The organism is Pseudomonas mercuritolerans (genome assembly GCF_025706525.1).
Lineage (GTDB): Bacteria > Pseudomonadota > Gammaproteobacteria > Pseudomonadales > Pseudomonadaceae > Aquipseudomonas > Aquipseudomonas mercuritolerans.
On sequence record NZ_JAMSHA010000002.1, the window covers coordinates 680340 to 706673 of the forward strand.

24 protein-coding genes are annotated in these 26334 nt (G+C 57.6%); 8 read left to right on the forward strand and 16 right to left on the reverse strand.

Going from position 1 to position 26334, the window contains the following annotated elements:
- Window positions 1-7: 7 nt before the first annotated feature.
- The 9 genes from ND528_RS07860 to mnmG form a co-directional block, all read right to left on the reverse strand.
- Window positions 8-544, reverse strand: a complete 537-nt coding sequence (locus ND528_RS07860) for a F0F1 ATP synthase subunit delta (RefSeq protein WP_016772404.1) — start codon at window positions 542-544, stop codon at window positions 8-10.
- A gap of 12 nt (window positions 545-556) precedes the next feature.
- Complete coding sequence (locus ND528_RS07865; RefSeq protein ID WP_016772403.1) at window positions 557-1027, reverse strand: F0F1 ATP synthase subunit B; 471 nt, start codon at window positions 1025-1027, stop codon at window positions 557-559.
- Window positions 1028-1085: 58 nt separating this feature from the next.
- Complete coding sequence (gene atpE / locus ND528_RS07870; protein WP_003097235.1) at window positions 1086-1343, reverse strand: F0F1 ATP synthase subunit C; 258 nt, start codon at window positions 1341-1343, stop codon at window positions 1086-1088.
- Between the two features lie 133 nt (window positions 1344-1476).
- Window positions 1477-2346, reverse strand: coding sequence for a F0F1 ATP synthase subunit A (gene atpB / locus ND528_RS07875; RefSeq protein WP_016772402.1), 870 nt, complete (start codon window positions 2344-2346; stop codon window positions 1477-1479).
- A 16-nt stretch (window positions 2347-2362) separates the two neighbouring features.
- Window positions 2363-2770 (reverse strand): F0F1 ATP synthase subunit I, encoded by a 408-nt coding sequence (locus ND528_RS07880; protein WP_090287824.1) that lies wholly within the window; start codon window positions 2768-2770, stop codon window positions 2363-2365.
- Between the two features lie 148 nt (window positions 2771-2918).
- On the reverse strand, window positions 2919-3791 hold the full coding sequence (locus ND528_RS07885) for a ParB/RepB/Spo0J family partition protein (RefSeq protein ID WP_007960777.1): 873 nt from the start codon (window positions 3789-3791) through the stop codon (window positions 2919-2921).
- 9 nt (window positions 3792-3800) lie between these two features.
- Window positions 3801-4598 (reverse strand): ParA family protein, encoded by a 798-nt coding sequence (locus ND528_RS07890; RefSeq protein ID WP_016772400.1) that lies wholly within the window; start codon window positions 4596-4598, stop codon window positions 3801-3803.
- An 18-nt stretch (window positions 4599-4616) separates the two neighbouring features.
- A complete protein-coding gene (gene rsmG, locus ND528_RS07895; protein WP_263470040.1) occupies window positions 4617-5261 on the reverse strand; it encodes a 16S rRNA (guanine(527)-N(7))-methyltransferase RsmG in 645 nt (214 codons plus the stop codon).
- Window positions 5258-7156, reverse strand: coding sequence for a tRNA uridine-5-carboxymethylaminomethyl(34) synthesis enzyme MnmG (mnmG, locus tag ND528_RS07900; RefSeq protein WP_130900233.1), 1899 nt, complete (start codon window positions 7154-7156; stop codon window positions 5258-5260). Before mnmG ends, rsmG begins: the two co-directional genes overlap by 4 nt.
- 570 nt (window positions 7157-7726) lie before the next feature.
- Here mnmG and ND528_RS07905 point away from each other — a divergent pair.
- The 3 genes from ND528_RS07905 (at window position 7727) to ND528_RS07915 (ending at window position 11734) form a co-directional block, all read left to right on the forward strand.
- Window positions 7727-8233, forward strand: a complete 507-nt coding sequence (locus tag ND528_RS07905) for a sigma-70 family RNA polymerase sigma factor (protein WP_263470041.1) — start codon at window positions 7727-7729, stop codon at window positions 8231-8233.
- Window positions 8233-9183: a FecR domain-containing protein gene (locus ND528_RS07910; RefSeq protein ID WP_263470095.1), complete on the forward strand. Its 951-nt coding sequence runs from the start codon at window positions 8233-8235 to the stop codon at window positions 9181-9183. Before ND528_RS07905 ends, ND528_RS07910 begins: the two co-directional genes overlap by 1 nt.
- Before the next feature lie 115 nt (window positions 9184-9298).
- Entirely contained in the window at window positions 9299-11734 is a 2436-nt protein-coding gene (locus tag ND528_RS07915) for a TonB-dependent siderophore receptor (protein ID WP_263470042.1), read from the forward strand.
- Window positions 11735-11775: 41 nt separating this feature from the next.
- Here the strand turns inward: ND528_RS07915 and mnmE are convergent, their stop codons facing one another.
- The 5 genes from mnmE to rpmH all read right to left on the reverse strand — a co-directional run bounded on the left by mnmE (window position 11776) and on the right by rpmH (window position 15697).
- On the reverse strand, window positions 11776-13143 hold the full coding sequence (mnmE, locus tag ND528_RS07920) for a tRNA uridine-5-carboxymethylaminomethyl(34) synthesis GTPase MnmE (protein WP_263470043.1): 1368 nt from the start codon (window positions 13141-13143) through the stop codon (window positions 11776-11778).
- A gap of 81 nt (window positions 13144-13224) precedes the next feature.
- Window positions 13225-14904, reverse strand: coding sequence for a membrane protein insertase YidC (yidC, locus tag ND528_RS07925; RefSeq protein WP_263470044.1), 1680 nt, complete (start codon window positions 14902-14904; stop codon window positions 13225-13227).
- A 2-nt stretch (window positions 14905-14906) separates the two neighbouring features.
- A complete protein-coding gene (yidD, locus tag ND528_RS07930; RefSeq protein ID WP_027901580.1) occupies window positions 14907-15152 on the reverse strand; it encodes a membrane protein insertion efficiency factor YidD in 246 nt (81 codons plus the stop codon).
- The gene (rnpA, locus tag ND528_RS07935; RefSeq protein WP_024014946.1) at window positions 15145-15546 is read right to left on the reverse strand and encodes a ribonuclease P protein component; all 402 of its coding nucleotides are present in this window, start codon (window positions 15544-15546) and stop codon (window positions 15145-15147) included. Before rnpA ends, yidD begins: the two co-directional genes overlap by 8 nt.
- Window positions 15547-15562: 16 nt before the next feature.
- Window positions 15563-15697: a 50S ribosomal protein L34 gene (rpmH, locus tag ND528_RS07940; protein ID WP_003213577.1), complete on the reverse strand. Its 135-nt coding sequence runs from the start codon at window positions 15695-15697 to the stop codon at window positions 15563-15565.
- 566 nt (window positions 15698-16263) lie between these two features.
- On the opposite strand from rpmH, the gene dnaA reads away from it, so the two are divergent.
- Genes dnaA through gyrB form a run of 4 tightly spaced genes read left to right on the forward strand, consistent with a single transcriptional unit; the run spans window position 16264 to window position 22471 of the window.
- Window positions 16264-17787 (forward strand): chromosomal replication initiator protein DnaA, encoded by a 1524-nt coding sequence (gene dnaA / locus ND528_RS07945; protein WP_130903171.1) that lies wholly within the window; start codon window positions 16264-16266, stop codon window positions 17785-17787.
- Window positions 17788-17826: 39 nt separating this feature from the next.
- Entirely contained in the window at window positions 17827-18930 is a 1104-nt protein-coding gene (gene dnaN / locus ND528_RS07950) for a DNA polymerase III subunit beta (RefSeq protein ID WP_016772390.1), read from the forward strand.
- 14 nt (window positions 18931-18944) lie between these two features.
- Window positions 18945-20048: a DNA replication/repair protein RecF gene (gene recF, locus ND528_RS07955; protein ID WP_016772389.1), complete on the forward strand. Its 1104-nt coding sequence runs from the start codon at window positions 18945-18947 to the stop codon at window positions 20046-20048.
- Between the two features lie 5 nt (window positions 20049-20053).
- Window positions 20054-22471, forward strand: a complete 2418-nt coding sequence (gyrB, locus tag ND528_RS07960; RefSeq protein WP_024014948.1) for a DNA topoisomerase (ATP-hydrolyzing) subunit B — start codon at window positions 20054-20056, stop codon at window positions 22469-22471.
- 72 nt (window positions 22472-22543) lie between these two features.
- On the opposite strand, the gene ND528_RS07965 is transcribed toward gyrB, so the two are convergent.
- On the reverse strand, window positions 22544-23830 hold the full coding sequence (locus tag ND528_RS07965; RefSeq protein ID WP_263470045.1) for a CgeB family protein: 1287 nt from the start codon (window positions 23828-23830) through the stop codon (window positions 22544-22546).
- Entirely contained in the window at window positions 23784-24503 is a 720-nt protein-coding gene (locus tag ND528_RS07970) for a response regulator transcription factor (protein WP_130911441.1), read from the reverse strand. Before ND528_RS07970 ends, ND528_RS07965 begins: the two co-directional genes overlap by 47 nt.
- A 164-nt stretch (window positions 24504-24667) precedes the next feature.
- Between ND528_RS07970 and ND528_RS07975 the strand changes: the two genes are divergently transcribed.
- Window positions 24668-26203 (forward strand): sensor histidine kinase, encoded by a 1536-nt coding sequence (locus ND528_RS07975; RefSeq protein ID WP_263470046.1) that lies wholly within the window; start codon window positions 24668-24670, stop codon window positions 26201-26203.
- The last annotated feature ends 131 nt before the right edge of the window (window positions 26204-26334 follow it).

A 26334-nucleotide genomic window follows, 5' to 3' on the forward strand; every position in this document is an offset into this window, starting at 1 on the left:
TTCAAACTCAAGATTTCAATGCTTCGGCAAGTTTCGCGATTTTGCCGCGAATCGAGCCATCGATAACCAGGTCGCCGGCGCGGATCACGACACCACCAATCAAGGCAGCGTCCTCCGCAACTTGCAGGCGCACTTCCCGGTTGAGTCGTGCACTGAGAACCTTGGCGAGTTTGTCTTGCTGTTCTTGGTTCAATGCAAATGCACTGGTTACTTCAACGTCTACCGATTTCTCTTGTTCGGCCTTGTACAGGTCGAACAGAGCGGCGATCTCCGGCAGAAGCAGGAGACGGTCGTTCTCGGCAACGACGTTGATGAAATTGCGTGCCTTTTCATCAAACTTGTCGCCGCACACGTCAATGAACGTGGCGGCCTTTTCTGCGCTCGTCAGTCGCGGGGCCTTGAGCACGCGCTGCAGGGTGTCGTCTTGCGACACCGCTGCTGCCAGGCCGAGCATGGCTGACCAATTGGCCAGTTGCTGGTGGGCCTGAGCGTGCTCGAAGGCCGCCTTAGCGTAAGGTCGGGCCAACGTGGTCAGTTCTGCCATGATCGCCCTCGCTTAGATTTCAGCAGCCAGTTGGTTAACCAGCTCTGCGTGCGCGTTTTGATCGATTGTGGCACCCAGGATCTTCTCGGCGCCGCCAACAGCCAGCAAGCCCACTTGGGCACGCAGCTTGTCTTTGACGCTGTTCAGTTCCTGTTCGATCTCGGCTTGAGCCTGCACCTTCACACGGTCAGCGTCGATACGGGCTTTTTCAACAGCCTCTTCGACGATCTGGTTACCGCGTTTCTTGGCTTGCTCGATGATTTCAGCTGCCTGAGCTTTCGCTTCGCGCAGTTGCTGACCCGCTTTCTCTTGGGCCAACTCCAGGTCGCGAGCTGCACGGCTGGCAGCGTCCAGACCATCAGCGATCTTCTTTTGACGTTCGTGCAGAGCAGCGATGACCGGAGGCCATACATACTTCATGCAGAACAGTACAAAAATCAGGAACGCAACGGACTGGCCAATCAGGGTCGCATTAATGTTCACGCCAACACCTCGCAGTTACGTTGTCCATCACACCAAATTACCCGGAAGATCCGAGTAATCAGCCAGCGATCTGACCAACGAACGGGTTCGCAAAGGTGAAGAACAGAGCGATACCAACACCGATCATGGTTACGGCGTCGAGCAGACCGGCAACGATGAACATTTTCACTTGCAGCATTGGAACCATTTCTGGCTGACGCGCTGCGCCTTCCAGGAACTTGCCGCCCAGCAGGCCGAAACCAATTGCGGTACCCAGTGCGCCCAGGCCGATCAACAGTGCAACAGCGATAGCGGTTAGACCAACTACAGTTTCCATCTTTCCTCCCGACTTTTACGTCGTATGGTTTAGGTTTTTTAGATTAAAGCGGTAAAACAAATCGTTTCAGCTGCCCCGCAAGGAGCTCCCTCCCGTTTGACCGGGAGGAACATCAGACTAGTCGAGACTGGTCTTAATGGTTTTCTTCGTGCGCCATCGACAGGTAGACGATGGTCAGCATCATGAAGATGAACGCCTGCAGGGTGATGATCAGGATGTGGAATACAGCCCACGCCCACTGCAGAACAACGCCCAGGCCGCTGAGCCAGAGCAGGCCGCTGCCGAACATCACAGCGATGAGAATGAACACCAGCTCGCCGGCATACATGTTGCCGAACAGACGCAGAGCCAGAGAGATCGGCTTGGCGATCAGGGTGACGAATTCCAGCAGGAAGTTCACCGGGATCAGCAGGGCCTGAACGAAGATGTTCTTGCTGCCGAACGGGTGCAGGGTCAGTTCGCCGATGAAGCCGCCGATGCCCTTGACCTTGATGCTGTAGAAAATGATCAGTGCGAAAACCGAGAACGCCATGCCCAGGGTCGCGTTCGGGTCGGTGGTCGACACGGCGCGGAACGGGATGTGGGCATCGCCGGAAATCAGGATGGCCAGTTGAGGAATCCAGTCGACCGGTACCAGGTCGACGGCGTTCATCAGGAACACCCAGACGAAGATGGTCAGTGCCAACGGTGCGATCACCGGGCTACGGCCATGGAAGCTGTCTTTCACGCTGCCATCGACGAATTCGACCAATACTTCAACGAAGTTCTGCAAGGCACCCGGCTGACCCGACGTCGCTTTCTTTGCCGCCATGCGGAAAAGAAGAACGAAGATCAGACCCAGCGCGACCGACCAGCCGAGGGTATCGACGTGGAAAGCCCAGAAGCCCATTTCCTTGGCCTCTGCTGCGGTGTGGGCAAAGCCCCAGCCGCCGTTGGGTAGCTGACCGAAAGTCAGGTTCTGCAAGTGGTGCTGGATATAGCCCGAAGCGGTTGTCTCTGCCATGGTTGCCTCAAACGCCCTAAGGTCTCGAAAGTCTTGTTCTCATCAGCAGGGGAGCGAACCAGCTGACCGACTGCGTCAGCACGAACACGCCGAATACTGCGATCGGCGCCAGTGGCTTCACACCTGCGAACACCAGTGCAAACAGCACTGCCGTCAAAATAAGTTTGCCTGCCTCGCCGGCATAAAAAGACCGGACGATGGACTGGGCTGCTCGGGCGCCGGAAAACCGAAATGCCCTGTGAGCGAAATAAACATTGGGCAGCAAGGCTATCAGGCCTCCGCAAAGTCCCGAGTATCCGGCAACGACTCCATGCCATTGCCAGAGCGCCAAAGCGGCAATGAGCAAAACGACAAATTGAGCCATCAGCACCGGAAAAACTGCCAGGCGATGGAAGGGCAGGCGGTTTGGCTTGCGGGTTTCCATCACGTTTGCTCTCCAATGGTCGGCTGCCGAAATTCAATAACTTGGCATAATTTGTGCCGACAAAATGCGCGCAGAGTATAGGGGCGGTTCTGCCCCTATTCAACTGTCAGGTAGTGATTTCCGACTGCGCGCTACATGAGGAAATGTTTCAGCGGATGTGTGCGAGCACACCTTGAAGCTCGTCGAGCGAGTTATAACCAATCACCAATTGACCTTTGCCCTTCTTGCCATGGCGAATCTGCACCGCAGAGCCTAGGCGCTCGGCCAGGCGCTGCTCGAGGCGAGCGATGTCCGGGTCGGGTTTTGCAGCTTCCACAGGCTCCGGTTTGCCACTCAACCACTGACGAACCAGTGCCTCGGTTTGGCGCACAGTCAGCCCTCGTGCGACAACATGTCGCGCCCCTTCGACCTGCTGATTGTCCGGCAGACCGAGCAACGCACGCGCATGACCCATTTCCAGGTCACCGTGCGACAACATGGTCTTGATCACTTCGGGCAGTGCAATAAGTCGCAACAGGTTAGCCACAGTCACCCGCGACTTACCCACAGCCTCGGCAACCTGCTGCTGAGTCAGCTGGAATTCCTGCTGCAAGCGCTGCAAGGCGACGGCTTCTTCGATCGGATTGAGGTCTTCACGCTGGATGTTCTCAATCAGCGCAATGGCTATCGCGGTTTCATCCGGCACATCGCGGACCATCGCCGGGATGGTTTCCTGCCCGGCCTGCTGACTGGCGCGCCAGCGGCGTTCACCGGCAATGATCTCGAAGCGACCGCCGCCGATCGGGCGCACCACGATCGGCTGCATCACGCCCTGGGCCTTGATCGACTGCGCCAGTTCTTCCAGGGCCTGCGGATCCATGTCGCGGCGCGGCTGATATTTGCCGCGCTGCAGCAGGTCCAGCGGCAGGTGTTGCAGTTCGCGGGTGTCGGCCTGCGCGGCTTGTTCTTCCAGCGCGCTGACCGTCGGACCACTCAGCAGTGCATCCAGTCCACGTCCGAGACCTCGTTTCTTGACGGCCATGGGGATTCCTTAAGTTGGCTGAGCAGCAGCAATGCGTGAATTTTTGCGCTGACGACGAACCATCTCGCCCGCCAGAGCCAGATAAGCCAGAGCGCCACGCGATTGCTTGTCGTAAGCCAGCGCCGGCATGCCGTAGCTCGGTGCTTCGGCCAAGCGAATGTTGCGCGGGATCACCGTGTCGTACAGCTGATCGCCGAAGTGTTCCTTGAGCTGCGCCGAAACATCGTTCATCAGGCTCAGGCGCGGGTCGTACATGGTCCGCAGCAGGCCTTCGACTTTCAGGTTCGGATTGAGCAGTTCAGCGATGCGCTTGATGTTATCCACAAGGTCGCTCAAACCTTCCAGCGCAAAGTATTCGCACTGCATGGGAATAATCACCCCGTCAGCGGCGACCAGTGCATTGAGTGTGAGCATCGACAGCGACGGTGGGCAGTCGATCAGAATGTAGTCGTAGTTGTCACGGATCGGCGCCAGCGCACTGCGCAGACGGCTTTCCTTCATCTGCATCTCCAGCAGCACCACTTCGGCCGCGGTCAGATCGCGGTTGGCCGGCAGCAGTTGATAACCGCCGTGCTCGGAGAAGTGCATGGCCTGGCCCAGATCGCATTCACCGATCAGCAGATCGTAGACCGAGTTTTCCAGACCATGTTTATCCACACCGCTACCCATGGTGGCGTTGCCCTGTGGATCGAGATCGATCAACAGCACCCGGCGCTTGGTCGCGACCAGGGATGCTGCGAGGTTGATGCAGGTGGTGGTTTTGCCCACACCACCCTTCTGGTTCGCTATCGCGAATACCTTAGCCATTCTTGCTTGTGTTCCCAATCATGCCGTGCGGCGCAGTATCAGCAGATGGCGTTGGCCTTGGCAACCGGGGACGGCCAGGGCGTGTTCGCTATCGAGTTTGAAATCTGCCGGCAATGCTACCAGCTCATCGGCCGGATGAACGCCCTTCATTGCCAGCCAGCGTGTATCGGCATCGCCCAAGTGGCGAGTCCAGTTGGTGAAGTTTTCCATGCTGCTGAACGCCCGGGAAATGATCCCGTTGAATGGCTGCGCAGGCTGGAACGCTTCGACGCGACTGTGGATAACTTGCAGGTTATCCAGCTTCAGCTCCAGTTTGACCTGCGTCAGGAAGCGGGTTTTCTTGCCGTTGCTGTCCAGACAGGTCACTTGCGATTCCGGGTACAGGATCGCCAGCGGGATACCAGGCATGCCACCGCCACTGCCGACATCGAGCCAGCGACCGTTTTCGATAAACGGCATCACGCTGAGACTATCGAGCAAGTGCCGCGAAACCATTTCGTCTGGATCGCGCACGGCGGTCAGGTTGTAGGCCTGGTTCCATTTGATCAACAGGGCCAGATAACCCAGCAGCAATTCATGCTGGGTTTCTGTGAGATTGACACCGAGCTCGCGGGCTCCTGTGGATAACTCTTCGGCGTGTTGCGAAGTGACCTTGGCACTCAAGCGCTTTGCTCCAACTGACGGCCCGCGCCGCGTTTTTTCAAATGAATCATCAACAGCGAAATCGCTGCCGGGGTCACGCCCGGGATCCGCGAAGCCTGGCCCAGCGTTTCGGGACGTGTGGCGCCGAGTTTGCTCTGGATCTCCTTGGACAGACCGGAAATGTTGGTGTAATCGATATCCACAGGCAATTTCGTGTCTTCGCTGGCGCGCAGACGGGCGATTTCGTCCTGTTGGCGGTCGATGTAACCGGCGTATTTGGTCTTGATCTCAACCTGCTCGGCGACCTGCGGATCTTCCGCGCCCTGCCCGGTCACTTCGACCAGACCGGCGTAATCGATTTCCGGACGGCTTAACAGGTTGAGCAAGTTGTATTCGTGAGTCAGCGGCGTGCCGAACTTGTCAGCAATCGCATCGCCCTGCGGGGTATTCGGCCGAACCCAAGTGCTTTTCAGGCGCTGCTCTTCCAGTTCGATGCTTTCGCGCTTCTTGCAGAAGGCCGCCCAACGCGCGTCATCGACCAGACCGAGCTCGCGACCTTTTTCGGTCAGGCGCAGGTCGGCATTGTCTTCGCGCAGAATCAGGCGGTACTCGGCGCGGGAAGTGAACATGCGGTACGGCTCTTGGGTGCCGAGGGTGATCAGGTCGTCGACCAGAACGCCGATGTACGCTTCATCGCGGCGCGGACACCAGGCTTCTTTGCCCTTGGCACGCAGCGCAGCGTTGGCCCCGGCGAGCAGACCTTGAGCGCCGGCTTCTTCGTAACCGGTGGTGCCGTTGATCTGCCCGGCGAAGAACAGACCGCCGATGACTTTGGTTTCCAGGCTGTACTTCAGGTCGCGCGGATCGAAGTAGTCGTACTCGATCGCATAACCCGGACGCACGATGTGCGCGTTTTCCATGCCGCGGATCGATTGCACGATCTGCAACTGCACGTCGAACGGCAGGCTTGTGGATATTCCATTCGGATACAGCTCATGGGTGGTCAGACCTTCCGGTTCGATGAACACCTGATGGCTTTCCTTGTCGGCAAAGCGGTGGATCTTGTCTTCGATCGACGGGCAGTAGCGCGGGCCGACGCCTTCGATTTCACCGGCAGCCGAGTACATCGGCGAGCGATCGAGGTTCGCCGCGATGATTTCGTGGGTACGGGCGTTGGTGTGAGTGATCCAGCAACTGACCTGGCGCGGATGCTGTTCCTTGTTGCCCATGAACGACATCACCGGGATCGGCGTATCGCCCGGCTGCTCGGTCATCACCGAGAAATCCACAGACTTGCCATCGATACGCGGCGGCGTGCCGGTTTTCAGGCGCCCGACACGCAAGGGCAATTCACGCAAACGATGGGCGAGAGCAATCGACGGTGGATCGCCGGCGCGACCGCCGGAGAAATTCTGCAAACCAATGTGGATAAGTCCGCCGAGGAACGTACCGGTGGTCAACACCACCGAATCGGCGAAGAAGCGCAGACCCATCTGTGTAACCACACCACGGACTTGCTCCTGCTCGACGATCAGGTCGTCAGCAGCCTGTTGAAATATCCACAGGTTCGGCTGGTTTTCAAGAATTTCGCGGACAGCTGCCTTGTAAAGAATCCGGTCGGCTTGCGCACGGGTGGCCCGTACGGCCGGACCCTTGCGGCTGTTCAACACGCGAAACTGGATGCCGCCCTTATCGGTAGCCATGGCCATCGCGCCGCCGAGGGCATCGATTTCCTTGACCAGATGGCTTTTGCCGATGCCACCGATGGCCGGGTTGCAACTCATGGCACCGAGGGTTTCCACGTTATGCGTCAGCAACAGGGTCTTTGCCCCCATGCGTGCTGACGCCAGTGCTGCCTCGGTACCGGCATGACCGCCGCCGATGACGATCACTTCAAAACGGGAAGGGAAATCCACCACGCACCTCGTGCCTGCTTAAGTAGGTCATTCAGGAAATAGTTGAGCTCAGGTTTCTGGACCTGGTCGGCAAGTATAGGGACTTCGCCCTTTCTAAAGAACCCTTTGCACAAAATTTAACCAGCTGTGGAGAACTCGAGGTTAAAAGAATAAAAAAGAGAGAAATTTATAAAACCTTTGTTTTTATGTTTATTCTTACTGAGCCACGTTTCTGTGGATAGATCTCTATAAGCCCCATATTACGCTGTGTACAGAGTTTCAAAACCCTGTGCCCAGGTAACAATGAGGCCCTTGGATAACCGGTGTAAGCCTGTGGATTAAAGTGCTGCTTATCCACAGGGCAGGTTATATCCAGTTTTCAGGCCCTATTATCAACTGGCCTTAGCACCAGTTACTCACAGGGCTTAATCCACAGAAATTTGCTCGGAAGGCGTTTTCCAGGCGGAAAAAAAGCGCCAGCGAAGAATCGGTGACGCTTGGCAAGCCAGTGGCAGGAAGTGAAAAGGCTATTGTGAGACCACGTAGCAGAGGCTAATAATAGCCATTATCATTAACTGACCAGTTTCTCCCATGTCCCTACCCGCCCACACCGCTGCGATCGAGCAAATCTACGAGCAACACCACTCGTGGCTGTATGGCTGGCTCAAGGGCAAGCTGCACAACACCAGTGATGCAGCCGATGTGGCACATGACACGTTTTTGAGAATTCTCGCGGCGCGCAATGCCGCTCATATTCGCGAGCCGCGGGATTACCTGGCGACCATTGCGCGCGGGCTGGTCATTGATCGTTATAGACGCAGGGCCATTGAAAGCGCTTATCTGCAGGCCCTCGCAGCTCGGCCGCAAGCAACGGTCATCAGCGAAGAAGACAGAGCACTGATCATTGAAACCCTGATTTTTGTGGATAAGGCACTGGCCGGCCTGGGCGCGCGAACCCGGCAGATCTTCATGCTTTCGCAAGTCGAAGGACTGACTTATCAACAGATTGCCGGGCAATTGAAGGTTTCGCTGACCACGGTAAAGAAACACATGATTCGCGCCCTGACTGAATGCGCCCTGATCATGGCGCAACCATGATGGCCGCCGCTGCAGACCGTCAGGTATTCGAAACTGCAGCCAGCTGGTATGTGCAGTTTCAATCCCAACCACCGAGCCTTGCCGAACAAAAGGCCTGGCAGCTGTGGATAGACAGCGATCCAGCGCATCTGGCGGCGTGGAACCAGATGGAACAATTGCAGCGCCACCTCGGTACGCTGCCGCAGGATCTGAAACGACGTGCGCTCAATAGCGGCCAACAAAGACGCCAGGTACTCAAACTGCTGTTGCTCGCAGCGGGAACAGGTTTCGTTGGCTGGAACGTTCAACGACACACATCCCTGGGCAACGTCTGGGCCGACTATAAAACCGGTGTAGGTCAGCGTCGCACCATCAGCCTGGCCGATGGCAGCCAGATCCAGCTCAACACCGACTCGGCCATTGATGTCTCTTTCGACGCAGCACAACGCCTGATCCAACTGCGTGCCGGTGAAATCCTCGTCCAAACCGGCAAGGTTGGCGATCAGCGGCCGTTCTATGTGCAAACCCGTGACGGGCGGATCCATGCATTGGGCACCCGGTTCTCGGTGCATCAGATGCCGAACTCAACCCGGGTCGGCGTGCTGGAGGATCGAGTCAGCGTCCAACCTGCGCAGTCATCCACTGCTGCGCTCATCCTGAACGCAGGCGAAGGCGCGGATTTCGACAGTCGGCATATCGGCCTCAGGCATCCCTTCCAGTCATCAGAAGTGGCCTGGATCAACGGCCAGTTGATCGTACTCGATGCGCGCTTGGGCACTGTCCTCGAAGAGTTGGGCCGCTATCGCAGCGGTGTATTGCATTGTGATCGCAGCGCCCGGGATCTGCGGGTCTCCGGGACTTTCCGGCTCGATTCAACCGACGCAGTGCTGGCCAACCTTCAGGCTTCGTTGCCGATCAATGTGCGTTATTTCAGCCGTTACTGGGTGTCGATCAGCCACAGCGTTGACTGAAATATGGCCCGGGGAAAAATAATCGCAAACAGGGTTATCTTTTTTCGCCCTGGTCCGGCCCTACAGGTAATCGCGATCAACGCGGCTCTTCGCCACCTTCAGGGCTAATCCACACATGCGTCTTCCCACGTTCCGTCAGCGTTTTTCTCCTCATTGCATTGCCTACAGCTTATTGATGGCCAGCGCTGCGTCCTGTCTGGTGATCAGCAACAGCGCCTTCGCGGCGTCGACATCCCAGCGCTTCGCCATTGCCGCCGGCCCGCTGGATAGTGCCTTGAGCCAGTTCGCCGCTGCCGCCAATGTAATTCTGTCGTTCTCGCCGCAACAGACCAGCCGCCTGCGCAGTGCCGGGTTGAACGGTGACTACAGCGTCGAACAAGGATTCGCTCAACTGCTGCAAGGCTCGGGTTTACAGGCAGTGCCACAAGCACCCGGCAGTTACATTCTGCAGAACGTGCCCAACGGTGACTCCCTGGAACTGGCGCCGACCAACATCAATGCGCAGTTGGCCAGTCCGATGGACCTCGATTACGCCGCCGACGTCGGCTACAAGGCGCAAAACAGCCGGATCGGTACGAAAACCAGTACGCCGCTGTCGGAAACTCCGCGTTCGGTGTCTGTGGTGACCGGCCAGCGCATCAAGGATCAGAAATCCCAGACACTCACCGACGTACTCGGCTACGTGCCGGGGATCTTCGCCCCACCTTTTGCCGCCGGCGACAGCTTGGCTGGCGACCTGTTCTATATCCGTGGTTTCAACGCCACCGATTACGGCTACGGTTTGCTGCGCGATGGACTGCGCGTGCAGGGCAATCGCTATGACACCAGCACCGAGCCGTACGGACTTGAGCGGGTCGAGGTGTTCCGTGGCCCGTCTTCGCTGCTGTATGGCGAAAATGCGCCAGGCGGTCTGGTCAATCTGGTCAGCAAACGCCCGACCGCCGCGCCTCAGGGTGAAGTGCAACTGGGCTATGGCTCGAACAATCGCCGGCAAATCGGCGTAGATGTCTCCGGCCCGCTCAATGACAGCGGCAACGTTCTCGGACGCGTGGTGATGCTGGGGCGCAAATCCGATACCCAGACCGATCACGTGCCTGACGACCGTATTTATATCGCCCCTTCGCTGACCCTGAATTTCGACGATTTCAATACGCTGACGCTGCTGGCCAACTATCAGAAAGACCACACCAACATGGAGCTTGGCCTGCCGGCCGCCGGCACGTTGCTGAGCAATCCCAACGGCCAGCTATCCAAAGACACCATGCTCGGTGACCCGGACTGGAATACCTTCGAACGGGAAACCTGGAGCACCGGCTACGAGTTCAGCCACTCGTTCAACGATGACTGGCAGTTCCGCCAGAACTCGCGCTACATGCAGTCGCGCATCACCCGCCACGAAACCTGGCCGGGCAATCTGAACAACGCCGGTTTCGGCACGCGGTTGAACGTGACCGCCTACGATCGCTTCAACAAATCCATGGTGTATTCGCTGGATAACCAGCTGGAAGGCAAGTTCGAGGCAGGCGAGCTGGAAAACACCGTGCTGTTCGGCGCCAGCTACGATCGCACCTCGTTCAATCAGGACTGGAATGCCGGCGTTGTCGGGCCGATCAATGTGTATAACCCGGTCTACCTGCGTGATCCGACCACTCCGATCGCTGTGCAGAACACTTTGCTTGAGCAGCAGATGAAAGGTGTTTATGCACAGATCCAGAGCAAGTACGACAACTGGCTGTTTCTGCTCGGCGGTCGCCAGGACTGGGTCGACAGTGACTTCCGCGACAAGGTGGCCCGAGGCAGCAACATCAGCTCCGAGGACAAGAAGTTCACCTATCAGGGCGGCGTGATGTATCAGTTCGACACCGGCATGACGCCGTATGTCAGCTACTCCACGGCGTTCGTGCCGGTGCAGCAGATTTCCAACGCCGGAGCGCCGCTTGATCCGATCACCAGCAGCCAGTACGAAGTGGGTTTGAAGTACGAACCGATCGGCTGGGACACCGCGTTCACCGCTTCGGTATATGACCTGCGCAAGAAGGACGACACCTATTTCGATGCAACGACTTCGACCTATCGCCAAGTGGGTGAAAGCCGCGCCAAGGGCGTCGAGCTGGAACTAAACAGCAACCTGACGCAGAACCTCAATGTCACGGCGGCCTATACCTACACCGACGCGAAGATCACCAAGGATGCAGCGACATCGCTGGTTAAAGGCCATCAAATGACCGGCGTGCCCCGCAATCAGGCTTCGGTCTGGGCGAAATATCGCTTCCTCGATGGTGATCTGAAAGGTTTGTATGTGGCCGGTGGTGTGCGTTATTTCGACAGTGCGTTTGCCTACACCTCGCCTTCGTTATACGGAAAGCTGGATGCCGGCGACGTGACGTTGGTCGATGCGGCTGTTGGTTACCAGATTGATACACACTGGAGTGTCGATCTGAACGCGAAGAATCTGTTCGACAAGGAATATGTGTCGGGATGCAACGATGCCGGCCGTTGCTATTGGGGCGAAGATCGCACGCTGCTCGGTACGGTGTCCTATAACTGGTGAACAAAAAGGGGCTGTGGGTTAATTATCCACAGCCCCTTCTTTTATTTGCCGATGCAGAAGCTGGAGAAAATCCTCCCCAGCAAGTCATCTGAGCTGAATGCACCGGTAATTTCACCCAGTGAGTGCTGAGCCTGGCGCAAATCCTCGGCGAGCAATTCACCAGCCCCGGCCAAGGTCAGTTGCGCGCGGCCATGTTCCAGTGCCGCGCTGGCGTGGCGCAGTGCTTCCAGATGCCGACGACGTGCGCTGAAGCTGCTCTCCGACGTCTGCTCGTAACCCATGCAAGCCTTGAGGTGATCACGCAGCAGGTCAAGGCCTTCGGCGGACTTGGCGCTGAGACTGATGGTCACGTGGCCGTCGTCACTGGTTTCCAGAGAAACCGCTTCACCGGTCAGATCGGCTTTGTTCCGGATCAGGGTGACTTTCGCCGGATCCGGTCTAGACTCGAGGAATTCTGGCCACAAGGCAAAAGGATCCCGTGCCTCTGGTGCGGTCGCATCGACCACCAGTAAAACCCGATCCGCTTCACCAATGGCTTTCAATGCCCGTTCCACACCGATCTTTTCCACATGATCGTCTGTGTCCCGCAGGCCTGCTGTATCGACAACGTGCAACGGCATGCCGTCGATGTGGATATGTTCGCGCAGGATATCCCGCGTGGTGCCGGCGATTTCGGTAACGATGGCCGCTTCTCGACCAGCCAAGGCATTCAACAGGCTGGATTTACCGGCATTCGGCCGACCAGCTATTACCACGGTCATGCCATCGCGCAACAAAGCCCCCTGCCCGGCTTCGCGCAGTACTGTGGATAACTCGTCGCGGACTTTGTCGAGCATGCTCAGCACATGGCCATCGGCGAGGAAGTCGATTTCCTCTTCCGGGAAGTCGATCGCCGCTTCGACGTAGATGCGTAGACCAATCAATTGTTCGGTCAAGTTATGCACACGCTGGGAAAACGCACCCTGCAATGAACGCAGCGCATTGCGCGCAGCCTGTGCAGAACTGGCTTCGATCAAATCGGCGATTGCCTCGGCCTGGGCCAGATCGAGTTTGTCGTTGAGGAAAGCGCGCTCGCTGAATTCCCCCGGACGGGCCGGACGACAACCCAATTCCAAGCAACGCTTGAGCAACATGTCCAGCACGATCGGGCCACCGTGGCCCTGCAATTCCAGGACGTCTTCGCCGGTAAACGAGTTCGGCCCCGGAAAATACAGAGCCAGACCTTCATCCAGCACCTGCTGGTCGTCACTGAAAAACGGCCCGTAATGGGCGTATCGCGGTTTCAGTTCACGGCCGCTTATGGTTTTTGCCGCCACGCTGGCCAGCGGCCCGGAAATACGGACGATGCCCACACCGCCGCGCCCTTGAGCAGTGGCGACAGCGGCAATGGTTTCACGGGGTGTGCTCATAAAGCGGCATCCAGACAAAAGTGGCAGATAGCAAAACGCCCCACTAGGGGGCGTTTTGAGTGGTGTTATCCACAGTGCAAGTTACGCCTCGGCTTTTTTCGTCGCCGCTTCGATCTTACGCGTGATGTACCACTGTTGTGCAATCGACAGGCAGTTGTTCACAACCCAGTACAGCACCAGACCAGCAGGGAACCACAGGAAGAAGAAGGTGAAGATGATTGGCATCATTTTCATCACTTTCGCCTGCATAGGATCCGGAGGAGTCGGGTTCAACTGCTGCTGGATGAACATGGTTGCGCCCATGATGATCGGCAGAATGAAGAACGGATCCTTGATCGACAGGTCAGTGATCCACAGCATGAACGGCGCCTGGCGCATCTCCACGCTTTCCAGCAGAACCCAGTACAGCGACAGGAAGACCGGCATCTGCACGAGGATCGGCAAGCAGCCGCCCAGTGGATTGATCTTCTCTTTCTTGTACAGCTCCATCATGGCCTGCGACATTTTCTGCCGGTCATCGCCATGTTGCTCTTTCAGCGCAGCCAGTTTCGGAGCCACGGCACGCATGCGCGCCATCGATTTGTAGCTGGCGGCCGACAGCGGGAAGAAGATCCCTTTGATCAGCATGGTCAGGAAGATGATCGACCAGCCCCAGTTACCGACAATGGCGTGGATATGTTGCAGCAGCCAGAAGATCGGCTGGGCAATGAACCACAGAATGCCGTAGTCGACGGTCAGTTCCAGACCTGGGGACAACTCTTTCAGCACAGCCTGGCTTTTCGGACCGGCGTACAGCACAGCGCTGGTTTCAACTTTTGCACCTGGAGCAGCGGTCAGAGTAGGACCGGTGTAACCGATGATGTAGTTGCCTTTGCTGTCTTTACGGGTCTGGACGATGTTGTTTTCGCCCTTGGCCGGAATCCATGCGGTCACGAAGTAGTGCTGCAGCCAGGCAACCCAACCACCGGTGACGGTTTCCTTGAGCTGCGCCTTGTCCATGTCCTTCATCGACACTTTCTTGTACGGCTCGGAACTTGTCCACAGGGCAGCGCCCAGGTAAGTCGCGGTGCCGGTAGCAGTGGTCGACGACGGATCAGCGCTGGCGTCGCGCTTCAACTGGGCAAACATTGCGCCGTTCCAGGGCTGAGCGCTCTGGTTATCCACAATGTAGGAGACAGCGACGTCGTACAGGCCACGTTTCAGGGTGAAACGCTTGATGTAGTTGACGCCGTCCTTGCTGAATTTCAGGTCAACGACGAGTTGATCCTGACCGTCAGCCAGTTGGTAAACCTTCTTCTCCGAGGAATAAACCGGACGACCGGCCGGGTTTGCATCCGGGCCGTTGGTACCGATCAGACCGCTTTGCGCCAGATACACACGTTCGCCGCCGTTATCGAACAGCTGGAACGGCACATCAGGACGATCCTGACGACGTGGATACAGAGGCAGAGTCAGTTGCGCAACATCGCCACCCTGTGGATCGATCGCCAGATCGAGCACATCGGTCTTGACCTGAATCAGATCCTTGCTGGCGGCGACCGGCGTTTCGGCAGGTGCGCTGGTATCGCTGGCGGCGCGCGGAATATCGTCACTGGCGGCATTTGTGCCAGTGGCGGTGTCCGGCAAACCGGATGTAGTCGTACTGGAAGCAACATTCTGAGTCGGCAGGGCAGCCTGGCCATAATCCTGGTTCCATTTAAGAACCATGACGTAGGACACGATTGCCAGGGCGACGATCAGGATCATGCGTTTGATATCCATGATTACTCGGCCATCGAAGAAGAACGGGAGGTAGGGACAGGTGGAACCGGGTCATAACCACCGGGATTCCACGGATGACAGCGACCTAAACGACGAAAGGTCAGCCAGCCACCGCGCAGAAGGCCATGATTTTCAATGGCTTCATACGCGTAGCAGGAACAACTGGGGTAGAAGCGACAGTGGCTGGCCATTAAAGGACTAATGGCATAGCGATAAAACTGGATCGGAACGAGGGCCAGTTTACGCATCGGTACTGTCTACCCCTACAGTTTCGGTTTTGACTGCCGGAACGGGCTTGTTGCGTGCCAGACGCTTCCAGAGTTTGCCGAAATGCTGAATCAATTCGGGGTTTTCTACATCACCCAAACCTTTGCGCGCGACGATAACGATGTCCCAGCCGACCAGTGAATCCTGGTGCAGACGGAACGATTCGCGCATCAGACGTTTGAGGCGATTGCGCTCAACGGAGAGCTTTACGCTCTTTTTCCCGATAACCAGCCCGAGACGGGGGTGATCAAGATCGTTGTTGCGTGCAAGGAGCAGGAGATTTTTCCCCGGAACCTTGCCGGTAGGGGAGTCAAAGACTGCCTTGAAATGCCGGGGGGTAAGCAGACGCTTTTCCCGACTGAAGTCCTGACTCACCTCCAGTACCGGATTATCAAACTGCCAGACGCGCACGACCTTTGGCGCGACGACGCGACAGGACTGCGCGGCCGTTCTTGGTAGCCATGCGAGCACGGAAACCGTGGGTACGAGCGCGTTTGATAGTGCTTGGTTGGAAAGTACGTTTCATGTCGTGTTACCTGGTTCGTCCACAACGGGCCGGAATGGCCCCCGTTTTAAGAGACCGGGGATTCTAGAGAAAGCAAGCCTTCAGGTCAATTTCCAACCAGCGTTTCCTTATAAATAGATCCGGGCAGGTTTTGAGCTTGAAAGCCTGTCAGCCAGATATAGAAATAAAGAAGGGAATTATTTAAAGCTTTTCTGTAAAGCTTGTAAAAGCTAGACACGCCATCTTCTGTGGATAACTGCCATGGTGCCTTATTCCACGGGCTGTACAGAGAATGACAACTACGGTGGAAAACCGTGTTCAGCCTGTGCTGCGCTATCGGATAAGCTGTGCGTGGAATGGCCTGTTATCCACAGGCGTGTTATCCACCGGGTTTAGCCCCCAGTTGTCCAGTGGCCTCAGAGGCGTTTATCCACAGGGCTTATTCACATGCCGTTGGTCGCCTTTTAATGCGTTAAAGCGTTGATAAATGATGGTGACGAACCTACCTGCATGTGGATAAGTGAATCGCTCGCCGCTACAATGGCCGCTTGTTTTTGCCTCACCGGCTTTCAACTTAGGGGATATCCGTGTCAGTGGAACTTTGGCAGCAGTGCGTGGAGCTTTTGCGCGAAGAGCTGCCTGCCCAACAATTCAACACCTGGATCCGTCCACTACAGGTCGAAGCCGAAGGCGACGAGTTGCGCGTCTACGCACCGAATCGTTTCGTGTTGGACTGGGTCAACGAAAAGTACCTGGGCCGCGTCCTTGAACTGCTGGATGAGCACGGCAATGGCTCGACGCCGGCGCTGTCCTTGTTAATAGGCAGCAAACGCAGCTCGGCACCTCGTGCTGCACCCAATGCGCCGCTGGCGGCCGCGCAGGTTGCTCAGGCGCAGGCGAATAATGTGCCAGCGAGCAATCCGGCACCGACGCCAGCCCCTGCTCCGGCCAAACGTTCCACACAGAAGGCCGCTGAAGTCAGCGAAGAACCTTCCCGCGACAGCTTCGACCCGATGGCCGGCGCCGCTTCGCAGCAGGCCCCGGTTCGCGCGGAGCAGCGCACCGTGCAGGTAGAAGGTGCGCTCAAGCACACCAGTTACCTGAATCGCACGTTCACCTTCGAAAACTTCGTTGAAGGTAAATCCAACCAGCTCGCCCGTGCGGCGGCCTGGCAGGTGGCGGACAATCCCAAGCACGGTTACAACCCGCTCTTCCTTTATGGTGGCGTCGGCTTGGGTAAAACCCACTTGATGCACGCGGTGGGCAACCATCTATTAAAGAAGAATCCGAATGCCAAGGTCGTATACCTGCATTCCGAGCGCTTTGTGGCCGACATGGTCAAGGCGTTGCAACTGAACGCCATCAACGAATTCAAGCGTTTCTACCGTTCGGTGGACGCCTTGCTGATCGACGATATTCAGTTCTTCGCTCGCAAGGAGCGTTCCCAGGAAGAGTTTTTCCACACCTTCAACGCCCTGCTTGAAGGTGGTCAGCAGGTCATTCTCACCAGTGACCGCTACCCGAAAGAAATCGAAGGCCTTGAGGAGCGCCTCAAATCCCGCTTCGGCTGGGGCCTGACCGTTGCGGTCGAGCCGCCGGAGCTGGAAACCCGTGTGGCGATTTTGATGAAGAAGGCCGATCAGGCCAAAGTCGATCTGCCACATGACGCCGCATTCTTCATTGCCCAGCGTATCCGCTCCAACGTCCGCGAGTTGGAAGGTGCGCTGAAACGCGTGATCGCCCACTCGCACTTCATGGGTCGCGACATCACCATCGAGCTGATTCGTGAGTCCCTGAAAGACCTGTTGGCATTGCAGGACAAACTGGTCTCTGTGGATAACATTCAGCGCACCGTCGCCGAGTATTACAAGATCAAGATCTCCGACCTGCTGTCCAAGCGCCGTTCGCGCTCGGTGGCACGTCCGCGTCAGGTGGCCATGGCGCTGTCCAAGGAACTGACCAACCACAGCCTGCCGGAAATCGGCGACGTGTTTGGCGGCCGCGACCACACCACCGTGTTGCACGCTTGCCGCAAGATCAACGAACTTAAGGAATCCGACGCGGACATCCGCGAGGACTACAAGAACCTGCTGCGTACACTGACCACTTGATGAACACCAGCGCAGCTTATTAAGGCAAGGGACGAGACCATGCATTTCACCATTCAACGCGAAGCCCTGTTGAAACCCCTGCAACTGGTCGCAGGCGTCGTCGAGCGCCGACAGACCTTGCCGGTACTGTCCAACGTGCTGTTGGTCGTCGAAGGCCAGCAACTGTCGCTGACCGGTACCGACCTGGAAGTCGAGCTGGTCGGTCGTGTGCAACTCGAAGAGCCGGCCGAAACCGGTTCCATCACCGTGCCGGCGCGCAAGCTGATGGACATCTGCAAAAGCCTGCCCAACGACGCGCTGATCGATATCAAGGTCGACGAGCAGAAACTGGTGGTAAAGGCCGGTCGTAGCCGCTTCACCCTGTCGACGCTGCCGGCCAACGATTTCCCGACTGTTGAAGAAGGCCCGGGCTCGCTGACCTGCAGCCTGGAGCAAAGCAAACTGCGTCGCCTGATCGAACGCACCAGCTTCGCCATGGCCCAGCAGGACGTGCGTTACTACCTCAACGGCATGCTGCTGGAAGTTTCCGCTGGTGTGATCCGCGCCGTGGCCACCGACGGTCACCGTCTGGCGATGTGCTCGATGCAGGCCGATATCGGTCAGCCTGATCGTCATCAGGTAATCGTGCCGCGTAAAGGTATCCTCGAGCTGGCGCGTCTGCTCACCGAGCCGGACGGCAATGTCAGCATCGTCCTCGGCCAGCACCATATCCGCGCCACCACTGGCGAGTTCACTTTCACCTCGAAACTGGTCGACGGTAAATTCCCGGATTACGAGCGCGTACTGCCGAAAGGTGGCGACAAACTGGTACTCGGCGATCGTCAGGCATTGCGTGAAGCGTTCAGCCGTACCGCGATTCTGTCCAACGAGAAGTACCGCGGTATCCGTCTGCAACTGGCCAGCGGTCAGTTGAAGATCCAGGCCAACAACCCGGAGCAGGAAGAAGCTGAAGAAGAAGTGGGCGTTGAATACAACGGCGGCTCGCTGGAGATCGGTTTCAACGTCAGCTACCTGCTCGACGTGCTGGGCGTGATGACCACCGAGCAGGTTCGCCTGATCCTGTCCGACTCCAACAGCAGTGCGCTGGTGCAAGAATCCGACAATGACGATTCGGCTTACGTTGTCATGCCGATGCGTCTGTAATCAGCTGATCCTGAATGTCGTTAAGTCGTGTTTCGGTCACCGCGGTGCGTAATCTGCACCCGGTGACCTTCTCCCCCTCCCCCCGCATCAACATTCTTTACGGCGCCAACGGCAGCGGCAAAACCAGTGTTCTGGAAGCCATTCATCTGCTGGGGCTTGCCCGTTCGTTTCGCAGCACGCGGCTGTTGCCGGTCATTCAGTACGAACAGCTCGCCTGTACGGTATTTGGTCAGGTTGAGCTGGCTGAAGGCGGACACAGTGCGTTGGGGATTTCTCGCGACCGTCAGGGCGAGTTCCAGATTCGCATCGATGGCCAGAACGCCCGTAGCGCTGCGCAGCTGGCGGAGATCCTGCCGTTGCAGTTGATCAACCCGGACAGCTTCCGTCTGCTGGAAGGCGCGCCGAAGATTCGCCGGCAGTTTCTCGACTGGGGTGTGTTCCACGTTGAACCGCGTTTCATGGCCACTTGGCAGCGTTTGCAGAAGGCGCTGCGCCAGAGAAACTCCTGGCTGCGGCATGGTACACTTGACGCCGTTTCGCAAGCGGTTTGGGACAGGGAACTGTGCCAGGCCAGCGCTGAAATCGATGAATACCGCCGCGCTTACATCACAGCCTTGAAACCGGTCTTCGAACAGACCTTGAGCGAACTGGTTGAGCTCGAGGGTTTGACGCTCAGCTATTACCGAGGCTGGGACAAGGACCGCGAATTGAGCGCCGTACTCGCCGGTTCCGTGCAACGGGACCAGCAGATGGGGCACACCCAGGCCGGACCGCAACGAGCTGATTTGCGTCTCAGATTGGGCGCACACAATGCCGCGGACATCTTGTCCCGGGGTCAGCAGAAGCTTGTGGTCTGTGCACTACGGATTGCCCAAGGGCACCTGGTCAGCCAGGCCCGCCGCGGACAGTGTATTTATCTGGTGGATGACTTGCCGTCCGAGCTGGACGAGAGCCACCGTCGCGCGCTGTGCCGCTTGCTGGAAGACTTACGCTGCCAGGTGTTCATCACCTGTGTAGATCACGAATTACTGAGGGAAGGCTGGCAGACGGAAACGCCAGTCGCTTTGTTCCACGTGGAACAGGGCCGTATCACCCAGACCCACGACCATCGGGAGTGAAGGCATTGAGCGAAGAAAATACGTACGACTCAACGAGCATTAAAGTGCTGAAAGGCCTGGATGCCGTACGCAAACGTCCCGGTATGTACATTGGTGACACCGACGATGGCAGCGGTCTGCACCACATGGTGTTCGAGGTGGTCGACAACTCGATCGACGAAGCCCTCGCCGGCCATTGCGACGACATCAGCATCATCATCCACCCGGACGAATCCATCACCGTTAAAGACAACGGTCGTGGCATCCCGGTAGACGTGCATAAAGAGGAAGGCGTTTCCGCCGCTGAGGTCATCATGACCGTCCTCCACGCTGGCGGTAAGTTCGACGACAACTCCTACAAGGTTTCCGGCGGTCTGCACGGTGTAGGTGTTTCGGTAGTGAACGCACTGTCCGAAGAGCTGGTCCTGACCGTTCGCCGCAGTGGCAAGATCTGGGAACAGACCTACGTCCACGGTGTGCCTCAGGCACCGATGGCCATCGTTGGCGACAGCGAAACCACCGGCACCCAGATCCACTTCAAGGCGTCCAGCGAAACCTTCAAGAACATTCACTTCAGCTGGGACATCCTCGCCAAGCGCATTCGTGAACTGTCCTTCCTCAACTCCGGTGTCGGCATCGTCCTCAAGGACGAGCGCAGCGGCAAGGAAGAGCTGTTCAAGTACGAAGGCGGCCTGCGTGCGTTCGTTGAATACCTGAACACCAACAAGACTGCGGTCAATCAGGTGTTCCACTTCAACATTCAGCGTGAAGACGGCATCGGCGTGGAAATCGCCCTGCAGTGGAACGACAGCTTCAACGAGAACCTGTTGTGCTTCACCAACAACATCCCGCAGCGCGACGGCGGCACCCACCTGGTGGGCTTCCGCTCGGCACTGACGCGTAACCTGAACAACTACATCGAGCAGGAAGGTCTGGCGAAGAAGCACAAAGTCGCCACCACCGGTGACGATGCCCGTGAAGGCCTGACCGCGATCATCTCGGTGAAAGTACCGGATCCGAAGTTCAGCTCGCAGACCAAAGACAAGCTGGTGTCTTCCGAAGTTAAGACCGCGGTGGAACAGGAGATGGGCAAGTATTTCTCCGACTTCCTCCTGGAAAACCCCAACGAAGCCAAGCTGGTGGTCGGCAAAATGATCGACGCCGCCCGTGCCCGTGAAGCGGCGCGCAAGGCTCGTGAGATGACCCGCCGCAAAGGTGCACTGGACATCGCCGGCCTGCCGGGCAAACTCGCGGACTGCCAGGAAAAAGACCCGGCGCTGTCCGAACTGTACCTGGTGGAGGGTGACTCCGCGGGCGGTTCTGCCAAGCAGGGACGTAACCGCAAGACCCAGGCGATCCTGCCGTTGAAGGGCAAGATCCTCAACGTCGAGAAAGCCCGTTTCGACAAAATGATCTCTTCCCAGGAAGTGGGCACGCTGATCACTGCGCTGGGCTGCGGCATTGGGCGCGAAGAGTACAACATCGACAAGTTGCGCTATCACAACATCATCATCATGACCGATGCTGACGTCGACGGTTCGCACATCCGCACCCTGCTGCTGACCTTCTTTTTCCGTCAGCTGCCGGAGCTGATCGAGCGCGGCTACATCTACATTGCCCAGCCGCCGCTGTACAAGGTCAAGAAAGGCAAGCAAGAGCAATACATCAAAGACGACGACGCCATGGAAGAGTACATGACGCAGTCGGCCCTGGAAGATGCCAGCCTGCACCTGAACGAAGAAGCCCCGGGCATTTCCGGTGAAGCGCTGGAACGTCTGGTGAATGACTTCCGCATGGTCATGAAGACGCTCAAGCGTCTGTCGCGCCTGTACCCGCAGGAACTGACTGAGCACTTCATCTACCTGCCGGCCGTCAGCCTGGAAACCCTTGGCGACCACGCAGCGATGCAAGAGTGGCTGGCCCAGTACGAGGTCCGCCTGCGGACCAACGAGAAGTCCGGCCTGGTCTACAAGGCCAGCCTGCGCGAAGACCGTGAACGTGGCGTCTGGCTGCCAGAGGTCGAACTGATCTCCCACGGCCTGTCGAACTACGTCACCTTCAACCGCGACTTCTTCGGCAGCAACGACTACAAAACCGTGGTCACCCTGGGCGCGCAGCTGAGCACCCTGCTCGACGAAGGTGCGTACATCCAGCGTGGCGAGCGCAAGAAAGCCGTTACCGAGTTCAAGGAAGCCCTTGACTGGCTGATGGCCGAAAGCACCAAGCGCCACACTATCCAGCGATACAAGGGTCTGGGTGAAATGAACCCGGATCAGCTATGGGAAACCACCATGGATCCAAGCGTGCGGCGCATGCTGAAGGTCACCATCGAAGACGCCATCGGTGCAGACCAGATCTTCAACACCCTGATGGGTGATGCGGTCGAACCTCGCCGGGACTTCATCGAGAGCAACGCCTTGGCGGTTTCCAACCTGGATTTCTGATCCCTGTTGTTTGCCCGCCCATAAAAAACCCCGGCCAGTGCGCCGGGGTTTTTTATGTCGGAGGGAACGAGATCAGTGATACCAGCGGCTGAACGCCCCTGGCTCACCGCGCAGCTCACTCTGCACCGTGGACAGCATGTCGCTCATGCGCTGCACAAAGGTATGATTTTGCGCCAATGTTGCCCGCCCGTGCCGGGCAATCGCCCTGCGCTCTTCATCGTGCTCAAGGTAATAGCCGCAAATTTCGATCAGATCCTGAGTGTCGCGATAGATCACCAGATCTTTGCCATCGGTGAACAGCTTGTGCAGGTCATCCTTATCGTTGCTGACAAGGAAGCCGCCGCAGCTGAGCACATCAAACACGCGCATCGGCAGGCCAGATTCCACGAACGAGCGGATGATGTTGAGGTTGATTTTCGAGCGCTGGAAAATCCCCGGCATCTCTGCGAAGTGGTCGGCATGTCCGACGTAGCTGCGGACTTGGGCTTGCCATTCATTATTGCCATACACGGCAACCCTGAAGCGTTCTTCAAGCTGTTGAATAATGTCGATGCGTTCTTGCCACGAATGCTCTCTGCCCAGCAGGTAAGCCAGCTTCTGCGCCACCGAAAGATAGTGATCGCCCACCAGCGGGTAGCTCGACTCTTGCTTGATCGTGCCGATAAGCTCTTCGCCCAACTGCGCCGACAGGTTCAAGAAACCCTCGGGTTGATCTAGCAAGTCGATCAGCCGCTGACACCGCTCGCCGGTCTGCGGCGAAAGGTGCGGCAACATCGAAGTCCGGTATTCGGTACGGGTCAGGTTGGCGACAAAACTGATGTCGTTTCCAAAAGACGAATCCTGCGAGAAACAATCGATCTGATCAATGCGCTCCAGGTTGGCAGCGACCGGCAGATGATAGACCTGCCGAACCCCGCTCTGCCTCAACCCGCGCGCAACTGACGCGTCATAGATGAAAGTAAAGCTGTGTGAATGATTGATCGCTTTGTCATAGATCGGATAGCACGGGGTATCGATCACCCAGGCCAGATAAGGAATTCTCAGCAGTTCGCAGACTTCACTGATGTACTGATTGAAGTTGATGGTGAGCACGTAGTCGGGCCGCATGCTCATCAGAGCCATGACGTTATCTTCATTCAGCGCCACAGGTGTCACGCGCAAACCCAAGGTCTGCAAAGCCTCGGCACAGTCACCCGAGATAACGCTGGCCTCGAACACCACGATGGAGGCAGCAGCTTTCGATTGTTCGTGATAAGCAGTCAATTCCCTGAGACCCTTTTTCATCGTTAGATAATCTTTCGATTGTCGTGGCTCAGTCGCCCCCTGTCGCCACACTCTCCAACCGATACCCATATCCATAAATCGTCAGCAACTGCCAACCGCGATCCGCCGTCAGCCCCAGCTTGTTGCGCAGCCGGTAGATGTGCGTATCCAGTGGTCGCGAGGATGTCGTCTCCTCGTTCGGCCAGAAGCGCTCATACAAATAGTCCCGCGACAGCGGCCGACCCAGATTGCTGAACAGACATCGCGCCAGGCGGTATTCGCGCTCAGTCATGAGGATCGGTTTGCCTTCACGGGTGACGGTCAGTTCGGCGTCGTCGAAAACCAGATCGTGAAACGTCTGCACTTCACCCGCTGCGCTGCGCGGCTGGCTATGCCGACGCAATACCGCTGCCACCCGCGCCTTCAACTCATTGGGGCGAAACGGCTTGCTGACATAGTCATCGGCACCGGCGTTCAGGGCTTGAACGATATCGCTCTCGCCATCGCGGCTGGTGAGCATGATTGCGGCGGGTGGCGCGTCCATGTGTTCGCGGGTCCAGCGTAGCAGTGCCAAGCCGGTCAGGTCCGGTAGTTGCCAGTCGAGGATCAGCAGGTCGAAAGTCTCCCGGCGCAACTGGCGCAACAAGTCTTCGCCGCGCTCGAAGCTGTGCAGTGACCACGGCTGTTCGCCAGCTTCGGCCATTTGCTCCAGGGTTTGCTCGACCCGGCGCAGTTCGGCGGGTTCGTCGTCCAGAATGGCAACGCGCATCGGCGGTGTTCCTTGTCGCTGGGGCTGGGATGTCGACAATAGCGACTCCTCGGCCGCGATGAAAGAAGCGGCCCGTCGCTGGCCGACGTCCGCTATGATTCCTCGGGTCTACGCTTCAGACCCGAGACCTATGAAACCATTCCCGCTGCCCTGCCCTTTGCCTTATGCGTAATCCTCAACGTCGACGTGAAAGTCGTGAGCCGAGCCAGGTCCAGCGTCTGTTCCGCCGGCTGGTGCGCGAGTGGTTGTGGATAAGTCTAGTGCTGTTGCCACTGACTGCCTTGTTGTCTTATCGCGCCCAGATCAATTTGCACAATCCGTCGCCGGCGCTCGGCGCGCTGCTGTCGGTGGCAATGGTCGCCTGTGTGCTGGGATTATTGCTGTGGCGACCGCGCTGGGCGCTGTGGGTCACCCTGATCGGTATGGCCTGTACGCTGATTGCCAGCGCCCTGCTCGCCGAGATCCGCTACTGGTGGTCGCCCACATCTGCCGCGCTGGGCATGTTGTTCGGTTACCTGATCTGGAACTGGCGGCGCCTGAGTGTGGTGCTGACCTATTTCGGCTGGGAGCTGGCGCGTCTGGACAGTGAACCGAAAGTCTTCCCGGAACGACGCCGGACTCGTTTCACCGGTGCCGACCAGTTGCAAGGCCAGATCATGGCGCTCGAACAAGCCATGAGCCGTACCCGCGATACCCGGCGCTTCATTGCCGATGGCCTGGAATACCTGCCGGTGGCGACGCTGATCAGTGATCCGCAGGGCAAGATTCTGCTGGGCAATCGCAAGGCGCGCGAGTTGTTCGAGGATCCGCTGGTGGGCGACGACGTACTCGATCAACTGGCACGGCTCGGCTATCCGGAGTTGTCCACAACGCCGCGACCGCCGCTGGCCACGCTGGCGCTGCTGGAATTTCGCGATCACAAGGAGCGCAGCCTGCGCCTGGAAAGAGCAGCGCTGCTGCCGGTCGACGGCGATACGCCGATCGGTTGGCTGCTCAGCCTGACGGATTTGAGTGCCGAGCGTGCGGCCGAGGAGCAGCGCGGCGTTCTGCTGCGCTTTCTCTCCCATGACCTGCGCGCGCCACATTCGGCGATTCTCGCCCTGCTGGATGTACATCGTCATCAGGCGGGCGCTGATGCGCCGTTGTTCGAGCAGATTGAGCGTCAGGTGCGCCGAGCGCTGGATCTGACCGATGGTTTCGCCTTGTTGGCGCGGGCTGAGTCCGAGACCTACCAGTTCCGCCCGACATTGTTCGCGATGCTGGTATTGGACGTCCTCGATCAGGCCCTGCCCATCGCTCAGCAGAAACATATCGAACTATTGAATCAAGTCGATGAAGAATGCCAGGAGCGTCTGCTTCTGGCCGATCAGGGATTGCTGACGCGCGCCCTGTTCAACCTGCTGGAGAACGCGATCAAGTACAGCCCGGCAGACACCACTGTGCAACTAAAGGTCAGTTGTCACGGACAGTGGCTGCGCTGCGAATTGACCGATCAGGGCAAGGGGATTTCTGCCGATGAATTGCCTGACCTGTTCAGCCAGTATCGGCGTTTCTCCTCCGCTCAGGGCATCGACGGCGTGGGCCTGGGTTTGTCGATGGTCAAGGCTGTGATCGACCATCATGGCGGGACGATCGAATGTCATAGCGTGGTCGATACCGGAACCACATTCCGCATCGAGTTGCCGCTGATTGCTGAATGAAAAAGGGGCACAAAAAAACCGGCTATAACGGCCGGCTTTTTTACATCCGAATAAAACTTATGCACGGATTTCGTTCAACTCATCGATTAATAAATATTGATTAAAATCAACAAGTTAAAAAACAATTACGG